Below are 17,671 nucleotides of genomic sequence, written 5' to 3'. Positions count from 1 at the left end.
AACAACCTGTGAGATCAGCGGAGCAGTCGCCGCAGCCCGTCGAGCGCGCCGTCGAGCAGCCGGATCGCGGTGCGGAGCTGGTTGTCGCTGAGCCGACCGGCCCGCACCAGCGCGCCGACCTCGACGGTGAACGCGGCCAGCCGCTGATCGAACTCGGCGAGCAGCGGTGACCCGGCGGGACGGGTGCCGCCGCCGTCGCCGCCGGGCCGCACCGTCGGCGGTGGCGTCGTCCAGCGACCCTGCCGGGTCTGCCGGGTCGCCTCGCGCAGCTCCCGTTTCAGGTCGCGCGCGGAGCCGCGTACCTCGGTGCGGATCTCGCCGGCCAGCGCGGAGAGATCCTCCACGGAGGCGCTGATGTCGGCCTCCAGGGTGGCCAGCTCGCCGGCGCGCTGACGCAGCTCGGCGCGCCCGGCCTCGGTGATCGCGTAGACCTTGCGCCCGCCCGCCGCGGTGTGGCTGACCAGCTCCTCCACCTCCAGCCGTTGCAGGCGGGGATAGATGGTGCCGGCGCTGGGAGCGTAGAGCCCGAGGAAGCGCTCCTCCAGCAGGCGGATCAACTCGTAGCCGTGCTTCGGCCCGTCGTCGAGGAGCTTGAGCAGGTAGAGCCGGAGCCGCCCGTGGCTGAACACGGCGGTCACGGCAGGTCCTCCGGGTCGTCGGCGTCCGGGACCGGGCGGGCCAGCAGCGCGATGCTGCCGGACGTCGCGGACGCCCAGAGCTTACCCGCGCCCCCGCCGAGCACCCCGTGACTGTCCTTGACCGCGCCGAAGCCGTGCTGGCCGCCGCAGATCTGCGGGAAGCCGCTGGTGATCCGCCCGGAGGTGGTGTGCAGGTGCACGCTGAGGTCGCTGTCCTCGCGGACCCGGACGGTGATGCTGCCGGAGATGGCGCTGAGCTTGATCTCGCTGCCCCGCGGGTTGTCCAGGTCGCAGGTGATCGAGCCGGAGACCGCGTGGGCGCGGACCCGATCGGGCGCGCTGTCGGCCAGGATCAGCTCGCCGGAGACGGTCTCCAGGTCGAGCTCGCCGCCGATGCCGAGCGCCTCCACCGGGCCGGAGACCACCTTGGCGGTGGTGCGGCCGCGCAGCCCCATCAGGGTGACCTGGCCGGAGGTGACGTCGACCCGGGTGTCCCGGCGCAGCCCGGAGGCGACCAGCGCGCCGTCGACCAGATGCAGGTCGGCCAGCGCCTGGGCGGGCACGGCGACCGACACCTCGGCGCGGAACCGGCGACGGAGCTGACCGAGCCACCACAGCACGCCCGGCCAGCGGGGGAACCGCTCGTGCCGCACGCTCAGCCGCCCGTCGCGCAACTCGACCACGAGCGGACGGCGGCTGACCCGGGTGACGTCGACCCGGGCCGGTCCGTCCGTGCCGACCACGTTGAGCCGCCCGCTGACCAGCCGGACGTCCAGCCGGGTGACCGGCTCGTCCAGCGTGATCCGCTGCGGGCCGTCGACTGTCCAACTGGCCATGGCGTCCTCCCCTCGACGACGTGTCGCCCGACACGTCGAGTAGCGGAAGAAGCGTAACGCGATACATCGCGACCTAACAAGACTGTATCGCGTTCCCGACCCGATTCCCGCCAGCCTCACGCCGCGTGACGACTCCTGGATCGATGTGTGCTTTTCTGCGATATGCCTGAGAGTCATAATTATGACCCTGAGGTATACCGCTCTCGGGACTAACTTCTTTCCCGGCGCGACACGCCCGGGCCCCGGAGGCGGCACTTGATCGCCGCGCGGAAGGTGCGGTCAGGCAGCCAGTTCGTGGCCGTGGGGGCGGGGCCCGGTGGATCGCGGACTCGGCGGCGCGGGCCAGGAGGCGGCGGTCGGCACCGTCGGCGGGGTGCAGGGCGGCGGCGACGGTGACCGCCACGGTCAGGCCCCGGGCGGCCAGCACCCGGCGGAGCGACGCCCAGAGCGTCTCCGCGCCGAGGAAGGCGGGCAGCGTGCTCGGGTCGCCCGCGTACCGGTAGGCGACGGTGAGCGGCACCACCGGCGCGCCGGCGCTCACCGCCGCCTCGAACATCGCCGGGCGGAAGCCGCGGCCGGGGCGGCAGCCGATCGCCGCACCGCACCAGGTGGTGCCCTCCGGAAACACCGCCACCGGATGCCCGGCGCGCAGCGAGTCGGCCACCCGGGCGACGGTGGCCGGCAGGTCGCGCGGGCGGGACCGGTCCACGAAGACGGTGCCGGCCGCGGCGGCCAGCGCGCCCACCACCGGCCAACTCCGGACCTCCCGCTTGGCCAGCATCCGGGCCGGCGACACCGCGAGCACGGCGAGGACGTCCAGCCAGGAGACATGGTTGGCGACCAGCAGCGCGCGGCGGCGCGGCGGCCGGCCCCGGACCACCAGCCGCACGCCGAGGACGCGGAGCGTCCGCCGGGCCCACCCGCGCAACGCGGCCTGCCGGTCGGCCGCCGGCAACACCGGCAGCAACGCGGCCAGACCGGCACCGAGCACGAGCATTCCGAGTACGCCGAGCAGCCGGCCGATCCGGCGCGGGGCGGACACGTCCGGCGCGGCCGGCGGTGGCAGGCAGCACGGCCCGCAGCCGGAAGCCGGCCGCCACAGCCCGTCGCCGGGCGGGCGGCCCCCGGCCGGGAGAGCGGCGACGCCGACCCGGCCCGGGTGAGCGTCGTCCACGAGCAGCGTCACGGTGCCACCTCACCGAGGAAGTGCCGCAGGTGGCGCGGGTTCATCCGGTCCAGCGAGAACAGCACGTAGAAGTCGGCGCAGCCGAAGTCCCTGTCGTACGCCGGTTCGCCGGCGACCCAGGCGCCGAGCCGCAGGTAGCCGCGGAGCAGCGGTGGGACGAGCGCCCGACGTTCGGCCGGGGTGAGCGGGGCGGGGACGGCGGCGGTCGGCGCCTCGGCGAACCAGGGCCGGCGCGGGGTGACCCGCAGCGGCGGCGGGGCGAGGTGCCGGTCGGTGACCTGCGCCCACACCTCGGCGGCGGCGACCCCGCCGTCGGCGACCGGCACCGAGGCGCAGCCGCCGAGCCAGCGTGACCCGCGCAGGTGCAGGTAGCGGCAGATGCCGGCCCACATCAGGTTGATCACCGCGCCGGTGCGGTGGTCCGGGTGCACGCAGGAGCGGCCGGCCTCGACCAGGTCGTCGCGGAGCGGGGCCAGCGGGCCCAGGTCGAACTCGCCGTCGGCGTAGCGCCGGTCGGTGCGGCCCGGGGGCAGCAGCCGGTAGGTGCCGACCACCTCGCCGGTGTCCTCGCGGAGCACCACCAGGTGGTCGCAGTGCGCGTCGAACTCGTCGGTGTCGAGCCCGGCGGCGCCGGGCGGCAGGGTGGCGCCGAGTTCCCCGGCGAACACCTCGTGGCGCAGGCGTTGCGCGGCCGCGACCAGTGTCGGGTCGTCGGCGATCAGCAGGGTGTAACCGCTGGTCGTGATGGGTGCGCCAGCGGCGTGCAGAACGGCCATGGGTCCTGTGTAGGGGCCCCGGGTTGCCGTGCCCGGGGTGAGGGGTGTCGATCCGGTGAACGCCGGTCGGCGGCGGCGTGCGGCACCGGGCCGGCGGATGTGCGAGGCTGCCGGGCGACCGCGGCGACGGCGCCGGCGGAGGTGAACCCGGAGGTGCACGTGCTGGTCGAGGCCCGCTTCCACGGACCGGACGGCTCCGGCAACGGCGGCTGGAGCGCCGGCGTCTTCGCCGCGCTGCTCGACGACCGGGGGCCGGTGGAGGTCACGTTGCGCCGGCCGCCGCCGCTGGACACCCCGCTGACCGCCGCCGACGGCGAGGTGCGCGACCCGCAGGGCCGGCTGGTCGCCGAGGTACGCCGGGTCGAGCCGGTCGACGTGGTGGTGCCGCCGGTGGACCCGGCCACCGCCGAGGACGCCGCGCGGGCGTACCCCGGGCTGGTGGACCACCCCTTCCCCGGCTGCTTCGTCTGCGGCCCGGACCACCCGGACGGCCTGCGGATCTTTCCCGGCCGGCTGCCGGACGGGCGGACCGCGGCGCCGTTCCGCGCCCCGGCCGAGGTGGTGCCGGCGACGGTCTGGGCGGCGCTGGACTGCCCCGGCGGGTGGGCGGTGCTCTCCGCGGGCCGCCCGTACGTGCTGGGTCGGATCGCGGCGCAGGTCACGGCGCTGCCACGGCCCGGCGACGCGTGCGTGGTGACCGGCCGCGCGGTGGGCCGCGAGGGACGAAAGGCCGAGGTGCACACCAGCCTGTACGGTCCGGACGGCGCGCTGCTGGGCCGGGCTCGTGCCACCTGGGTCGCGCTGCCGGCCGGGTGATCTCCTCCCTGAGGAGGACGGCGCGTACACATCCCGCCTGATTGACCCCCTTGCGGCGGGTTGGAAGGCTGTGCGGGGCGCCCCCGCAACGGCGTCCCACCGGCGTGCGTCCAGTGCGCCGGGGCAGGAGAGGAGAATGATGTCCGACGGGCAGTCACGCCCCAACGCCGCGACCGGCCAGATCATCGTGTCCGGCTTGACCAAGCAGTACAAGAACGTCCGCGCGGTCGACAACCTGTCGTTCACCGTCGAGCCGGGCCGGGTCACCGGCTTCCTCGGCCCGAACGGCGCCGGTAAGACGACCACGCTGCGCATGTTGCTCAACCTGGTCACGCCGACCGCGGGCACGGCCACCATCGGCGGCCACCGGTACGCCGACCTGGCCGACCCGCTGCGCACGGTGGGCGCGGTCCTGGAGGCGTCCAGCGCGCACAAGGGCCGCACCGGGATCAACCACCTGCGGGTGATCTGCGCGGCGGCCGGGCTGCCGAAGGAGCGGGCGGACGAGGCGCTCGCCCTGGTCGGGCTCTCCCCGGCGGCGAAGCGCAAGTTCAAGGGCTACTCGCTGGGCATGAAGCAGCGACTCGGGATCGCCGCCGCGATGCTCGGCAACCCGCAGGTGCTCATCCTGGACGAGCCGGCCAACGGCCTCGACCCGGAGGGCATCCGCTGGATGCGGGGCTTCCTGAAGGGGCTGGCCGCCGAGGGCCGGACGGTGCTGGTCTCCAGCCACCTGCTCTCCGAGATGCAGCTGCTCGCCGACGACGTGGTGATCATCGCAGCCGGCAAGCTGGTCCGGCAGGGGCCGGTCGAGCAGGTGATGGGCTCGATGACGCACGGCGCCCGGGTGCGGGTGCGTACCCCGCAGGCGGACGAGCTGGCCGCGGCGCTGCGCGAGCAGTCCGCCACGGTGGACGCCGACCCGCACGGCGCGCTGCTGGTCAGCGGCGTGGACGCGCCGGCCGTGGGCCGCGTCGCGCTGGCCGCGAAGGTCGAGCTGCACGAGCTGACCACCGAACGTCCCGACCTCGAAGGGGTCTTCCTGGAGCTGACGGCCGGAAAGGCGGAGATCCGATGACGCTGGTCCGATCCGAACTGCTCAAGATCCGTACCACCAGCACCTGGTGGATCTTCGGGCTGATCAGCCTGCCGCTGTGGGCGCTCGCGCTGGGCTTCAACTGGCTGCAGACCGACGCCCTGGCCAGCGGGAACGTCGGCGACGTGCCGGCCGACCAGGCCGACCAGATCCAGGCGGTCTCGAGCGCCGACAGCATCGCCGCCAACCTCTACACCAACGGCCAGTTCTTCGGCCTGCTCATCGTGATGCTGCTCGGCATCGTGGTGGTGACCAGCGAGTTCTTCCACCAGACGGTGACCACCACGTTCCTCACCGCGCCGCACCGGACCGCGGTGATGCTGGCCAAGCTGGTCGCGGCGGGCGTGCTGGCGTTGCTCTTCTGGATCGTCACCACGGTGCTCAACCTGGTCTTCGCACCGCTGATCCTGAACGCCACGGACGTCGGCACGCAGCTCGACAGCGGGGCGGTGTGGCGCGCGGTGGCCCTGAACGGGCTGGCCTACCTGCTGTGGTCGGTGCTGGGCGTCGGGCTCGGCGTGCTGATCCGCAGCCAGATCGGCGCGACAGTGACCGGCATCCTGCTCTACCTGGGCGGCACCATCGGCGCGGCCATCGCCATCGGGCTGCTGGCGCAGCGGTTCGGCGACTGGATCAACGAGCTGCAGCTGCTGGTCCCGTCGCTGGCCTCCACGCTGATGGTCAGCGGCACCGAGATTCCCGGCAACCCGCCGCGCTGGGCGGGTGCCGCGGTGCTGATCGGCTACGCGGTGGTGACCGGCGTGATCGGCGTGCTGACCATCCGGCGGCGCGACATCTCCTGAGTCACGACCCGACCGGGCCCCGGCCGGTGACCCTGCGTCACCGGGCGGGGCCCGTCGTCATCTAGCAGGAGTCGGCGGAACACGCAGCGTTTGCCGAAGTTCTGGCATCTTCTGTGAAACGGGCCACCAGCCGGAGGCGAGAATGCCTGCGGCAATCGCACGGCGTAGCCTGGGATCCGTCTCCTGTGCCCCGGCGAACCGGGCGCGGGAGCCCACCGCGTGACATTCACAACCGCGTGAAAGAGGCGATTAGCGGCCGTGTCGACCCAGCAGACATCGCAGGAGAACCCACTGGCGGGTTTCGGCCCGAACGAGTGGATCGTCGAGGAGATGTACCAGCGCTACCTCGCCGACCCATCGAGCGTCGACTCGGCCTGGCACGACTTCTTCGCCGACTACCGGCCGGCACCCGGCGCCGCCACCCCGCGTCCGGAGAAGCCGGCGGCCAAGCCGGCCGCCGCACCGGAGCCCGCCGAGCAGCAGGAGGCGGTGGCCACGGTCACCGAGAAGCCGGCTCCCGCCAAGGCCGCGCCGGCCAAGCCGGCCGAGAAGCCCGCCGCCAAACCGGCGGCGAAGGCGGCCGAGCCGGCCCCGACGAAGAAGGCGGCCCCGGCCAAGCCGGCCGCCAAGGCGCCGGCCGCGAGCGCCGCCGGCACCACCCCGCTGCGCGGCGTGGCTGCCAAGATCGTCCAGAACATGGACGCCTCGCTCGCCGTCCCGACCGCCACCAGCGTGCGGGCGGTCCCGGCGAAGCTGCTGGTCGACAACCGCATCGTGATCAACAATCACCTGGCCCGGGGCCGCGGCGGCAAGGTCAGCTTCACCCACCTCATCGGCTACGCGATGGTCCGGGCGCTGATCGAGCACCCCGAGATGAACAACTCCTTCGTCGAGGTCGACGGCAAGCCGGCGATGCTCCGTCCCGAGCACGTCAACCTGGGCATCGCCATCGACCTGGCCAAGCCGGACGGCTCCCGCAACCTGGTGGTGCCGTCCATCAAGGCCTGCGAGCAGATGGACTTCCGGCAGTTCTGGCAGGCGTACGAGGACGTGGTCCGGCGCGCCCGCCGCAACGAGCTGACCATGGAGGACTACTCCGGCACCACCATCTCGCTGACCAACCCGGGCGGCATCGGCACGGTGCACTCGATCCCGCGCCTGATGCAGGGGCAGAGCGCCATCATCGGCGTCGGCGCGATGGAATACCCCGCGCCCTACCAGGGCATGAGCGAGGCCACCCTGGCCGAGAACGCGGTCAGCAAGGTCATCACGCTGACCAGCACGTACGACCACCGGATCATCCAGGGCGCGCAGTCCGGCGAGTTCCTCAAGGTGATGCACGAGCTGATGCTCGGCGAGCGCGGGTTCTACGACGACATCTTCACCTCGCTGCGCATCCCGTACGAGCCGGTGCGCTGGATGCGCGACGTGGCCGTCGACAGCGAAGGCCAGATCAACAAGACCGCGCGGGTGCACGAGCTGATCCACGCGTACCGGGTGCGCGGTCACCTGATGGCCGACACCGACCCGCTCGAGTTCGAGATCCGCAAGCACCCCGACCTGGACGTGCTCCAGCACGGGCTGACGCTGTGGGACCTGGACCGGGTCTTCCCGGTCAACGGCTTCGCCGGCCAGCAGCGGATGAAGCTGCGCTCGATCCTCGGCGTGCTGCGCGACTCCTACTGCCGCCGGGTCGGCATCGAGTACATGCACATCCAGGACCCGGAGGAGCGGCGCTGGATCCAGGAGCGGGTCGAGCGGAAATACGAGAAGCCCGGCTCCGACGAGCAGAAGCACGTGCTCAACCGCCTCAACGCCGCCGAGGCGTTCGAGACGTTCCTGCAGACGAAGTACGTCGGCCAGAAGCGCTTCTCGCTGGAGGGCGGCGAGTCGCTGATCCCGCTGCTCGGCGAGGTGCTGGAGTCCTCCGCCGAGGCCGGGCTGGACGAGGTCGTCATCGGCATGGCCCACCGGGGCCGGCTCAACGTGCTGGCCAACATCGTCGGCAAGCCGTACGAGAAGATCTTCTCCGAGTTCGAGGGGCACCTCGACCCGCGCTCCACGCAGGGCTCGGGCGACGTGAAGTACCACCTCGGCCAGAACGGCAAGTTCACCACCCCGGACGGCGACCACGCGGTCAAGGTGTCGGTGGTGGCGAACCCGTCGCACCTGGAGGCCGTCGACCCGGTGCTGGAGGGCATCGTCCGGGCCAAGCAGGACCGGATCGACCTCAAGCTGGAGGGTTACACCGTGCTGCCGCTGGCGGTGCACGGTGACGCCGCCTTCGCCGGGCAGGGTGTGGTCGCGGAGACGCTCAACCTGTCCCAGCTGCGCGGCTACCGCACCGGTGGCACCGTGCACGTGGTGGTCAACAACCAGGTCGGTTTCACCACCGCCCCGGAATACAGCCGGTCCAGTCTCTACAGCACCGACGTGGCCCGGATGATCCAGGCGCCGATCTTCCACGTCAACGGCGACGACCCCGAGGCCGTGGTCCGGGTGGCCCGGCTCGCGTTCGAATACCGCCAGGCGTTCAACAAGGACGTCGTGATCGACCTGGTCTGCTACCGCCGGCGCGGGCACAACGAGGGCGACGACCCGTCGATGTCCAACCCGCAGATGTACAAGATCATCGACTCGAAGCGGTCGGTCCGCAAGCTCTACACCGAGGAGCTGATCGGGCGCGGTGACATCACCGTGGAGGACGCCGAGGAGCTGCTGCGCGACTACCAGGCCCAGCTCGAACGCGTCTTCAAGGCCACCCGGGACGCCGCCACCACGCCGCGCCAGCTCGGCCGCCCGAAGCGGGAGGACGAGCCGGAGCCGCAGGTCGACACCGCCACCGACGCCTCGGTGGTGAAGGCGATCGGTGAGGCGCACGTCAACCTGCCCGAGGGCTTCACCCCGCACAAGCGGATCCAGCAGCTGCTGGAGCGGCGCCGGAAGATGTCCGTCGAGGGCAACATCGACTGGGGCTTCGGCGAGATCATCGCCTTCGGCGCGCTGCTGCACGACGGTGTCACCGTCCGGCTCGCCGGGCAGGACTCGCGCCGCGGCACGTTCGTCCAGCGGCACGCCTCGATCGTCGACGCCCGCACCGGCGACGACTACCTGCCGCTGAAGACGTTCACCGCCGACGGCGAGCGGTCCCGCTTCTTCGTGCACGACTCGCTGCTCTCCGAGTACGCCGCGATGGGCTTCGAGTACGGCTACTCGGTGGAGAACGTCAACGCGCTGGTGGCCTGGGAGGCCCAGTTCGGTGACTTCGTCAACGGCGCCCAGTCGGTGATCGACGAATTCATCTCCTCCGGCGAGGTGAAGTGGGGCCAGCGCTCGGCGGTCACGCTGCTGCTGCCGCACGGCCACGAGGGCCAGGGGCCGGACCACACCTCCGGCCGCCCGGAGCGGTTCCTCCAGCAGTGCGCCGAGGACAACATGCGGGTGGCCATCCCGACCACCCCGGCGAACTACTTCCACCTGCTGCGCCGTCAGGCGTTGTCGCCCAAGCGCAAGCCGCTCGTGGTGTTCACGCCGAAGTCGCTGCTGCGGCACAAGCTCTGCGTGTCGTCGGTGGAGGACTTCACCACCGGCACCTTCCAGCCCGTGCTGGCCGACACCGGCGCCCCGGCGCCGGAGCAGGTGAAGCGGGTGCTGCTCTGCTCGGGCAAGGTCTACTACGACCTGTTCCAGGCCCGGCAGGAGCGGGGGGTCACCGACACCGTGATCCTCCGGATGGAGCAGCTCTACCCGCTGCCGGTGGACGAGGTCCGCGCCGCGCTGGCGCAGTATCCGAACGCCGAGGACTTCGCCTGGGTCCAGGAGGAGCCGGCCAACCAGGGCGCCTGGTCGTTCGTCGCGCTCAACCTGCTGGAGCACCTGCCCGAGGTGCGGCTGCGTCGCATCTCCCGCCCGGCCGCCGCCGCCCCGGCGGTCGGCTCGGCGAAGATGCACGAGGTCGAGCAGAACGCGCTGATCGAGGCGGCTCTCCCCCGCCCGTGACACTGCCGGCAGCGGCCCGTCCCGGCACCGGGGCGGGCCGCTGCCGTACGACGAGAGGACGATCGTGTACTTCACCGACCGTGGCATCGAGGAGCTGGTCGAGCGCCGGGGCGACGAGCAGGTCAGCCTGGAGTGGCTGGGCGAGCGCCTGCGCGACTTCGTCGACCTGAACCCGGAGTTCGAGACCCCGGTCGAGCGGTTCGCCACCTGGCTGGCCCGCCTCGACGACGAGGACGATGAGTGACGCTTCGCATTTGACTAGTTCCCCTGCGTGACGTCCACTGTTGAGGTATGAACCCCCGGAGCCACAAACCACCGCAGGACGCGGTGACGGTACGCCACCTGCGCCTCGGTGTCGGATCGGTAGGTCTCGCGCTGCCCGTCGTGCTGGTGGTCGGCCACATGGCCGCCACCCGGCGACTCACCCTGCTGGACTCGCTCAGCGGCTACTACCACTCCGAGATGCGGGACGTCTTCGTCGGGTCGATGTGCGCCGTCGGCGTCTTCCTGATCGGCTACCGCTACCGCCGGCCGGAGGACGTGCTGGGCACCGTCGCCGGCGTCCTGGCCGTCACGGTGGCCCTCTTCCCCACCACCACCGGCGCGCCGGCCGTCACGGTCGACGGGCTGGACCGGACCGCCGGCGTGGTGCACCAGGTCGCGGCCGCCGGCCTCTTCGCCCTGCTCGCGATCTTCTGCCTGGTGCTGTTCGTCCGCCCGGACACCGCCGGCGTACCGCCGCGCCGCTCGGCGGTGGTCTTCTACCGGGTCTGCGGCGGGCTGATCGTGCTGGCGATCGCGCTCGCGTTGGCCAGCACGCAGCTTCCCGAGGACGTCCGGCACACCGTCAAGCCGGTGCTGTGGTGCGAGACGCTCGCCGTGTTCGCCTTCGGCGCGGCCTGGGTGGCGAAGAGCGACGCCCTGCTGCGCGCCGCCGAACCCCGGGTCACCCTCGACCCCAACCCCCGCTCCACCACACCGGCCTGACGGCGGTCAAGCGGTGCCGCGCCGCGCGGCCAGGTCCAGCTCGCCGGTACGCCGCAACTTCTGCCAGCCCAACCGGCCGCCGGTCAACGCGGTGACCACCGACTGGAGCAGCACCAGGTACATCAACTGCCGGTAGACGAACTGCTGCAACGGCAGCACCCACAGCACGCCGAGCTTCTCCCGGTCGAGCCGGAAGGCCACCACCGCGGTGAGGAACTGCACCGCGAGCATCGCCAGCCAGGCCAAAACTGTCTCGCCCCGGTCGAGGAAGATCAGCCCGTAGAGCGCGAGCAGGTCGATCACCGGGGCGGCCAGCGGCAGCAGCACGCCGAACAGGGTCAGGAAGGACAGGCACCGGCGGGTGAACCGGCCCGACGGGCCACGGTCGAGCACCGCGCGCCGGTGCTTCCACATCGCCTGCATGGTGCCGTAGCTCCACCGGTACCGCTGCTTCCACAGCTGGCCGAGCGTGGCCGGCGCCTCGGTCCAGGCGCGGGCGCTCTCCTCGTACACGATGTGCCAGCCGGCCCGGCCCAACGCCATGGTGACGTCGGTGTCCTCGGCGAGCGTCTCGTCGGTCATCCCGCCGACCTGGGCCAGTGCCTCCCGCCGGAAGGCGCCGATCGCGCCGGGGACGGTGGGCATGCAGTGCAGCGTCTCGTAGAGGCGGCGGTCCAGGTTGAAGCCGATGACGTACTCGATGTGCTGCCACTTGGCGATCAGGCTCCGGCGGTTGCCGACCTTGACGTTGCCGGCGACCACGCCGACCCGGGGGTCCGCGAACGGCTGGACCAGCCGTCGGACCGCGTCGGGTTCGAAGATCGTGTCGCCGTCGACCATGACGATCAGCTCGTGGCGGGCCAGCGCCACGCCGGTGTTCAAGGCGCTCGGCTTGCCGCCGTTGGGCTTGCGGACCACCCGCACGTCGGGCAGCCCGAGCGCCGCCACGATGTCGGCGGTGCCGTCGGTCGACCCGTCATCGACGACCACCACCTCGATGCCGCCGGGGTGGTCGCCGGCCGCCAGCGACCGGACGGCCGCCGCAATGCCCTCCTTCTCGTTGTGGGCGGGCACGATCACCGAGACCGGCGCGGTGACCGGCGGCCCCCAGGACCAGTCGCGCCGGCGACGGCGGTACGCGTGCCGCAGCGCCAGCACGAAGAGCAGCAGGGCCCGGCCGACGGTGAGCACGCCGACCACCACGAAGAAGACGCCGAACACCCGGAACATGCCGTCGGCCGCGCGCACCGCGCCGACCAGCACGTCACCCCGCCACCTGTCGGCGCGCGGGGCGGCCACCTGGGCACCGGGACCGGTCACGCCGGCGTCGGTGAGCGTGCGGCCGAAGCCCTCGCTCACCGTGGTGAAGGTGTATCCGCGCTGCCGCATCATCGGGATGTAGCGGTCCAGCGCGGCGACGGTGCCGGCCCGGTCGCCGCCCGCGTCGTGCCACAGCGCGATCGTGCCGCCGGTCCCTGCCGGGGTGGCGTTGGCGAGCATCGCGTCGACGGAGGGCTTCTCCCAGTCGCGGCTGTCCACGTCGTTCACCACGGTGAGATAGCCCAGCTCGCCGGCCTGGCGCAGCATCGGCCAGTCCCGGTCGGTGTAGGCGTCCGCGCTCGACGAGTAGGGGAAGCGCAGCAGCGACGTCCGCACGCCGGTGGCGCTGGCGATGGCGAGCTGCGTCTGCGCGTACTCCAGTTCCCGCCGCCAGCCCGGCAGCGCGGCGAGGTCGGGATGGGTGAACGTGTGCACGCCCAGCTCGTGCCCGTCGGCCACCATCCGGCGGGCCAGCTCAGGATTGCGCACGACCTGCGTGCCGATGACGAAGAAGGTCGCCTTCACCTGGTGCTTGTCCAGGACCCGCAGCACCTCGGGCGTCCACCGGGCGTCCGGGCCGTCGTCGAAGGTGAGCGCGACGGTACGCGGCGGCAGCCGGTGCGACTGGGTCCGGCCCTCCGCGCCGACGTTGACGATCGGGCCGCCCTCGACGATTGAGGTGGGCACCTCCCGTTGGCTGCCCGGCGCCGTCCGTTCCCCGGGCACGAACGCGGCGTTGGCGTACGCCTCGACGAAGAGCAGGCCGCCCAGGACGACGAGGACCATGGTGAGGATCAGCCAGCTCGGCCGGGGCGCGATCCGCCGGCTGCGGACCCGCCGGGCGGCGGTCGTCCCCCGGGCGTCGAGCACGACGGTGGGGGCGTCCGCCAGTGGCGGCGCGGCGCGGCGACGGCGGAGGGCGGCGAGGCGGCGGCCGTCGAGGCGGGTGGTGGGGTCGTCACGCACCGGCGGTACCGGCCGCCTCGGTGAGCAGGTCGGGCAGGTCGGGCAGGTCGATCACCGGGGGTGGGGTCGTGGTGGGCGGCGCGGTGGTGGCCGGGGTCGTGGTCGGCGGCGCGGTGGTGGCCGCCGGAGGCCTCGTGGTGGGGGGCACGGTCGACGGGCTCCCGGTCGGTCGCGGGGACCGACCGGCGGTCGGGCCGGCGGTACCGGACGTCCCGCCGGGCGTGGCCGAGGTGACCGGTGGCCGCGCCGGGGCGGTACGGGCCGGGGGCGGCACGGCCGTCGCCGAGGGCGGGGGCGAGGTCGTCGGCGGAGTCGACGCCGGCCGCTGGTCCTCGGCGGTCGCCTCGACGAACGGGATGACGGTGTCCGGGGTCACCGGCCCGCCGGCGAAGCTGATCCCCACCAGCCCCGTGTAGAGCACCCCGGCCGCCCCGGCGCAGTAGGCGAGACGGCGCAGCCGTCGACGCCGCCGGCCGGTCGAGTCGACGAAGACGGGCGGCGGTTCGGGGGTGACGGGGATCAGATCGGTCGGGCCTTCCACCCGGATCACTATAGATGCGAAAAAACCACACCTTCTCCCCCGCCCCCGCTCCTGACCAGCCACAACAGACTCCGGCCCGCGCCGCAGGGGGCCCAAGGACCCGGGCGAGGGCTACCGCGATCTTGTAGCGTGGGGGCGTGGCGCGCAGCGTGTACCTGACCAGCGTGGGATCGGGCGGCGGGAAGTCGACACTGGCGCTCGGGCTGGCCGAGCTGCTGTCCCGGCAGGTCGGCCGGATCGCCGCGTTCCGGCCGCTGGTGGCCGGCGACGGCACCGACCCGATCCTCGCCCTGCTCACCGAGCGCTACCGGGTGGAGCTGCCGGTCGACGAGCTGCACGGCGCGACGTACGCCGAGGCCACCGACCTGGTCGCGAACGGTCGGCGGGAGGAACTGATCTCGCGGATCGTGGCCCGCTACCGGGAGGTGGAGCGGCGCTGCCCCGCCGTCGTGGTGGTGGGCAGCGACTTCGCCGACGGCGACGGCGCCGGCCCCCGCGAGCTGGCCTTCAACGCCCGCCTCGCGACCGAGTTCGGCAGCGTCGTGGTGCCCGTGGTGGACGGGCTCGGGCAGCCACCCGAGGCGATCGCGGCCACGATGCGCGGCGCGTACCACGATCTCGCCGACCTGGGTGCGACGGTGGTCGCGGTGGTCGCCAACCGGGTGCCCGAGCCGACCACGGCGCCCGAGCTACCGGTCCCCGCGTACACCATCCCGGAGGTGCCGACGGTGTCGGCGCCGACGGTGGCCGAGGTGGCGGCGGCGCTCGGCGCCAGCCGGCTCGCCGGCGACCAGGCCGCGCTGGACCGCGACGTGCTCGACTACGTGGTCGGCGCCGCGCACGTGCCGACGCTGCTGGACCACCTCACCGACGGAGCGCTGGTGATCACCCCCGGCGACCGGGCCGACCTGCTGGTCGCCGCCGGCGCCGCGCACGTGGCCGGGCAGGTCTCGCTGGCCGGGCTGGTGCTCACGCTCGGCGAACAACCCGACCCGCGGGCGATGCGGCTGGTCGAGCGGATGAACACCGGGCTGGCCGTGCTCTCGGTGACCAGCGACAGCTACGACACGGTCGAGGCGTCCAGCCGGATCGAGGGCCGCCCCAGCACCGCCAACCCGCGCAAGGTGGAGGCCGCGCTGGGCGCGTTCGAGCGCTGCGTGGACACCGACGACCTGGCCCGCCGGCTGCGGGTCACCCGCTCCGCGCGGGTCACCCCGCTGATGTTCGAGAACGACCTGATCGACCGGGCCCGGGCCCACCGTCGCCGGCTGGTGCTGCCCGAGGGCAGCGAGGAGCGGATCCTGCGCGCGGCGGAGGTGCTGCTGCGCCGCGGCGTCGCCGACCTGACCCTGCTCGGCCGGCCGGACGAGATCGCCCGACGGACCCGGGAGCTGGGCGTCGACGTCGGCGACGCGCAGGTGGTCGACCCGGCGACCAGCGAGTGGCGGGACGAGTTCGCCGCCGCGTACGCGAAGCTGCGCGCGCACCGCGGGATGACCCAGGAACTGGCGCACGACGTCGTGGCGCAGCCCAACTACTTCGGCACCATGATGGTGCAGGCCGGTCGCGCCGACGGGATGGTCTCCGGGGCCACCCACACCACGGCCGCCACCATCCGCCCGGCCTTCGAGATCATCCGCACCGTGCCCGGCGTCTCGGTCGCGTCCAGCGTCTTCTTCATGCTGCTCGCCGACCGGGTGCTGGTCTACGGCGACTGCGCGGTCAACCCGGACCCGGACGCCGCCCAGCTCGCCGACATCGCCATCTCGTCGGCCGACACCGCGGCCCGGTTCGGCATCGAACCCCGGGTGGCCATGCTGTCCTACTCCACCGGCAGCTCCGGCGCCGGCGCGGACGTGGAGAAGGTCGCGGCGGCCACCGAGCTGGTCCGGAAACGCCGGCCGGAGCTGCTGGTCGAGGGCCCGATCCAGTACGACGCGGCGATCGACCCGCAGGTCGCGGCCACCAAGCTGCCGGACAGCGCGGTGGCGGGACGGGCCACCGTGTTCATCTTCCCGGACCTGAACACCGGCAACAACACCTACAAGGCGGTGCAGCGCTCGGCCGGCGCGGTGGCGGTCGGCCCGGTCATGCAGGGCCTGCGCCGGCCGGTCAACGACCTGTCCCGGGGCGCGACCGTACCGGACATCGTCAACACGGTGGCGATCACCGCCATCCAGGCCGCCACGGAGGCGTCGGAATGAGCCGCATCCTGGTCCTCAACACCGGATCCTCGTCGGTCAAGTACCGGCTGTACGACGGCGACGACGTCCTCGACCAGGGCATCGTGGAGCGGGTCGGCGAGCCGGGCGGCGGGCCGGCCGACCACGAGAGCGCCGTGCGGGAGATCATCGACCGGCTCGACCTCACCGGCCTGGCCGGCGTCGGGCACCGGGTGGTGCACGGCGGGCGACGGTTCAGCGCCCCGGTGCTGATCGACGACGCGGTCGTCGCCGCGATCGAGGAACTCGTCCCGCTCGCCCCGCTGCACAACCCGGCCAACCTGGCCGGCATCCGGGTGGCCCGAGAAGCGCTGCCGGACACCCCGCAGGTCGCGGTCTTCGACACCGCGTTCCACCACACGCTGCCGGAGGCCGCCGCCACCTACGCCATCGACCGGGCCACCGCCGAACGGTACGACGTGCGACGGTACGGCTTCCACGGCACCTCGCACGCGTACGTGTCGCGGCGGACCGCCGAACTGCTGGACCGGCCGTACGCCGAGCTGAACACCATCACGCTGCACCTGGGCAACGGGGCGAGCGCGTGCGCGGTCCGGGGTGGCCGCAGCATCGCCACCTCGATGGGCATGTCACCGCTGGAGGGCCTGGTGATGGGCACCCGCAGCGGCGACCTCGACCCGACCGTCATCTTCCACCTGCGCCGCGAGGGCGGCATGGGCGTGGACGAGATCGACGACCTGCTCAACCACCGCAGCGGTCTGCTCGGGCTCACCGGGGCCAACGACATGCGGGAGGTGCTGGCCCGCCGCGACGCCGGCGACCCGGCCGCCGCGCTGGCGTTCGACGTCTACTGCCGCCGGATCACCGGTTACGTGGGCGCGTACTACGCGCTGCTCGGGCGGGTCGACGCGATCGCCTTCACCGCCGGGGTCGGCGAGCACGCCGCGGCCGTCCGGGCCGCGTCGCTGGCCGGCCTGGACCGGCTCGGCATCGCCGTCGACCCGGCCCGCAACGACGGTACGGGCGACCGGGCCGTCTCGCCGGCCGGCGCGGAGGTCACCGTGCTCGTGGTCGGCACCGACGAGGAGCGGGAGATCGCCCGCGAGACCCGCGAGGTGCTCGCCTGACCACCCGCCCGGCCCGGTGCGGCGCGGCGCGGCGCCCTCCGGCTCAGCGCGGCCCGGCTCAGCGCGGCCCGGCTCAGCGCAGCGCGAGCCAGGCGACCAGGGCGACGACGACCACGACGGCCACGCCGAGCCCGGCGATCAGCGGCAGCCGGGACGGGGCGGGCGACGGTGCCGCGGCCGAGTCGGGCGCGTCGACGAAGGCACGGAACTGCGCCGTGTTGCCGCTCGGGTCGGTGTAGTTCTCAGTCATGCGCGTGACCCTAGCGAAACCCGCCGGACCCGAGTGCCCCGCCGGGCCGGCGCCCGCGCCCACGGCGTCCCGCTTCCGGCGAAACCGGTCCGGCCGGTGGAGGCCCGGCCCGGCCGGACGGCGGGCGCGCGTCGACCGCTCGGCCGC

General features: G+C 73.2%; 14 protein-coding genes and 1 pseudogene. 8 read left to right on the top strand and 7 right to left on the bottom strand.

The genetic code is table 11. From position 1 onward, the window contains the following. Positions 1-14 precede the first annotated feature (14 nt). From GA0070213_RS23355 to GA0070213_RS23340, 4 genes and pseudogenes are all read right to left on the bottom strand, one after another. Positions 15-638, bottom strand: coding sequence for a PadR family transcriptional regulator (locus tag GA0070213_RS23355; RefSeq protein WP_091068804.1), 624 nt, complete (start codon positions 636-638; stop codon positions 15-17). Next, positions 635-1,474 carry a DUF4097 family beta strand repeat-containing protein gene (locus GA0070213_RS23350; protein WP_091068801.1) on the bottom strand — a complete coding sequence of 280 codons (840 nt, stop codon included), beginning with the start codon at positions 1,472-1,474 and terminating at the stop codon, positions 635-637. Before GA0070213_RS23350 ends, GA0070213_RS23355 begins: the two co-directional genes overlap by 4 nt. Before the next feature lie 241 nt (positions 1,475-1,715). Then, positions 1,716-2,576: pseudogene (locus tag GA0070213_RS23345) on the bottom strand (lysophospholipid acyltransferase family protein); the annotation flags it as partial. An 80-nt stretch (positions 2,577-2,656) separates the two neighbouring features. Then, on the bottom strand, positions 2,657-3,436 hold the full coding sequence (locus tag GA0070213_RS23340; RefSeq protein WP_091068797.1) for a GNAT family N-acetyltransferase: 780 nt from the start codon (positions 3,434-3,436) through the stop codon (positions 2,657-2,659). A gap of 159 nt (positions 3,437-3,595) precedes the next feature. Here GA0070213_RS23340 and GA0070213_RS23335 point away from each other — a divergent pair, with 159 nt between their 5' ends. The 6 genes from GA0070213_RS23335 (at position 3,596) to GA0070213_RS23310 (ending at position 11,137) form a co-directional block, all read left to right on the top strand. Further along, positions 3,596-4,252, top strand: coding sequence for a hotdog family protein (locus GA0070213_RS23335; protein WP_091069097.1), 657 nt, complete (start codon positions 3,596-3,598; stop codon positions 4,250-4,252). 139 nt (positions 4,253-4,391) lie between these two features. Beyond that, positions 4,392-5,330 carry an ABC transporter ATP-binding protein gene (locus tag GA0070213_RS23330; protein ID WP_091069092.1) on the top strand — a complete coding sequence of 313 codons (939 nt, stop codon included), beginning with the start codon at positions 4,392-4,394 and terminating at the stop codon, positions 5,328-5,330. Further along, positions 5,327-6,151: an ABC transporter permease subunit gene (locus GA0070213_RS23325; protein WP_091068794.1), complete on the top strand. Its 825-nt coding sequence runs from the start codon at positions 5,327-5,329 to the stop codon at positions 6,149-6,151. Before GA0070213_RS23330 ends, GA0070213_RS23325 begins: the two co-directional genes overlap by 4 nt. Positions 6,152-6,409: 258 nt before the next feature. Further along, positions 6,410-10,150 (top strand): multifunctional oxoglutarate decarboxylase/oxoglutarate dehydrogenase thiamine pyrophosphate-binding subunit/dihydrolipoyllysine-residue succinyltransferase subunit, encoded by a 3,741-nt coding sequence (locus tag GA0070213_RS23320; protein ID WP_091068790.1) that lies wholly within the window; start codon positions 6,410-6,412, stop codon positions 10,148-10,150. A gap of 64 nt (positions 10,151-10,214) precedes the next feature. Further along, positions 10,215-10,394: a DUF6104 family protein gene (locus tag GA0070213_RS23315; RefSeq protein WP_091068787.1), complete on the top strand. Its 180-nt coding sequence runs from the start codon at positions 10,215-10,217 to the stop codon at positions 10,392-10,394. Positions 10,395-10,441: 47 nt separating this feature from the next. Beyond that, positions 10,442-11,137 carry a hypothetical protein gene (locus GA0070213_RS23310; protein ID WP_091068783.1) on the top strand — a complete coding sequence of 232 codons (696 nt, stop codon included), beginning with the start codon at positions 10,442-10,444 and terminating at the stop codon, positions 11,135-11,137. Between the two features lie 6 nt (positions 11,138-11,143). Here the strand turns inward: GA0070213_RS23310 and GA0070213_RS23305 are convergent, their stop codons facing one another. Then, the gene (locus GA0070213_RS23305; RefSeq protein ID WP_245716525.1) at positions 11,144-13,243 is read right to left on the bottom strand and encodes a bifunctional polysaccharide deacetylase/glycosyltransferase family 2 protein; all 2,100 of its coding nucleotides are present in this window, start codon (positions 13,241-13,243) and stop codon (positions 11,144-11,146) included. Positions 13,244-13,415: 172 nt separating this feature from the next. Continuing rightward, a complete protein-coding gene (locus GA0070213_RS31675) occupies positions 13,416-13,964 on the bottom strand; it encodes a hypothetical protein (RefSeq protein WP_175441457.1) in 549 nt (182 codons plus the stop codon). 137 nt (positions 13,965-14,101) lie between these two features. On the opposite strand from GA0070213_RS31675, the gene pta reads away from it, so the two are divergent. Together pta and GA0070213_RS23290 are read left to right on the top strand one after the other, a co-directional pair. Next, positions 14,102-16,168 (top strand): phosphate acetyltransferase, encoded by a 2,067-nt coding sequence (gene pta / locus GA0070213_RS23295; RefSeq protein ID WP_091068777.1) that lies wholly within the window; start codon positions 14,102-14,104, stop codon positions 16,166-16,168. Next, positions 16,165-17,274, top strand: coding sequence for an acetate/propionate family kinase (locus GA0070213_RS23290; RefSeq protein ID WP_091068775.1), 1,110 nt, complete (start codon positions 16,165-16,167; stop codon positions 17,272-17,274). The genes pta and GA0070213_RS23290 overlap by 4 nt, the downstream gene beginning before the upstream one ends. A 73-nt stretch (positions 17,275-17,347) precedes the next feature. Here the strand turns inward: GA0070213_RS23290 and GA0070213_RS31670 are convergent, their stop codons facing one another. Next, positions 17,348-17,524, bottom strand: coding sequence for a hypothetical protein (locus tag GA0070213_RS31670; RefSeq protein WP_175441456.1), 177 nt, complete (start codon positions 17,522-17,524; stop codon positions 17,348-17,350). Positions 17,525-17,671 lie beyond the last annotated feature (147 nt).

Source organism: Micromonospora humi (assembly GCF_900090105.1).
In the GTDB taxonomy this organism is placed as follows: Bacteria; Actinomycetota; Actinomycetes; order Mycobacteriales; family Micromonosporaceae; genus Micromonospora; species Micromonospora humi.
The sequence above is the reverse complement of the archived record's forward strand: the minus strand, read 5'-3'. Positions and strand labels throughout refer to the sequence as shown.

Bases quoted from the DNA above. Each gene is read 5' to 3' on its own strand.
- GA0070213_RS23310 (WP_091068783.1), top strand. From the start codon at position 10,442: ATGAACCCCCGGAGCCACAAACCACCGCAGGACGCGGTGACGGTACGC.
- GA0070213_RS23330 (WP_091069092.1), top strand. From the start codon at position 4,392: ATGTCCGACGGGCAGTCACGCCCCAACGCCGCGACCGGCCAGATCATC.
- GA0070213_RS31670 (WP_175441456.1), bottom strand. From the start codon at position 17,524: ATGACTGAGAACTACACCGACCCGAGCGGCAACACGGCGCAGTTCCGT.
- GA0070213_RS23325 (WP_091068794.1), top strand. From the start codon at position 5,327: ATGACGCTGGTCCGATCCGAACTGCTCAAGATCCGTACCACCAGCACC.
- GA0070213_RS23290 (WP_091068775.1), top strand. From the start codon at position 16,165: ATGAGCCGCATCCTGGTCCTCAACACCGGATCCTCGTCGGTCAAGTAC.
- GA0070213_RS23350 (WP_091068801.1), bottom strand. From the start codon at position 1,474: ATGGCCAGTTGGACAGTCGACGGCCCGCAGCGGATCACGCTGGACGAG.
- GA0070213_RS23305 (WP_245716525.1), bottom strand. From the start codon at position 13,243: ATGGTCCTCGTCGTCCTGGGCGGCCTGCTCTTCGTCGAGGCGTACGCC.
- GA0070213_RS23340 (WP_091068797.1), bottom strand. From the start codon at position 3,436: ATGGCCGTTCTGCACGCCGCTGGCGCACCCATCACGACCAGCGGTTAC.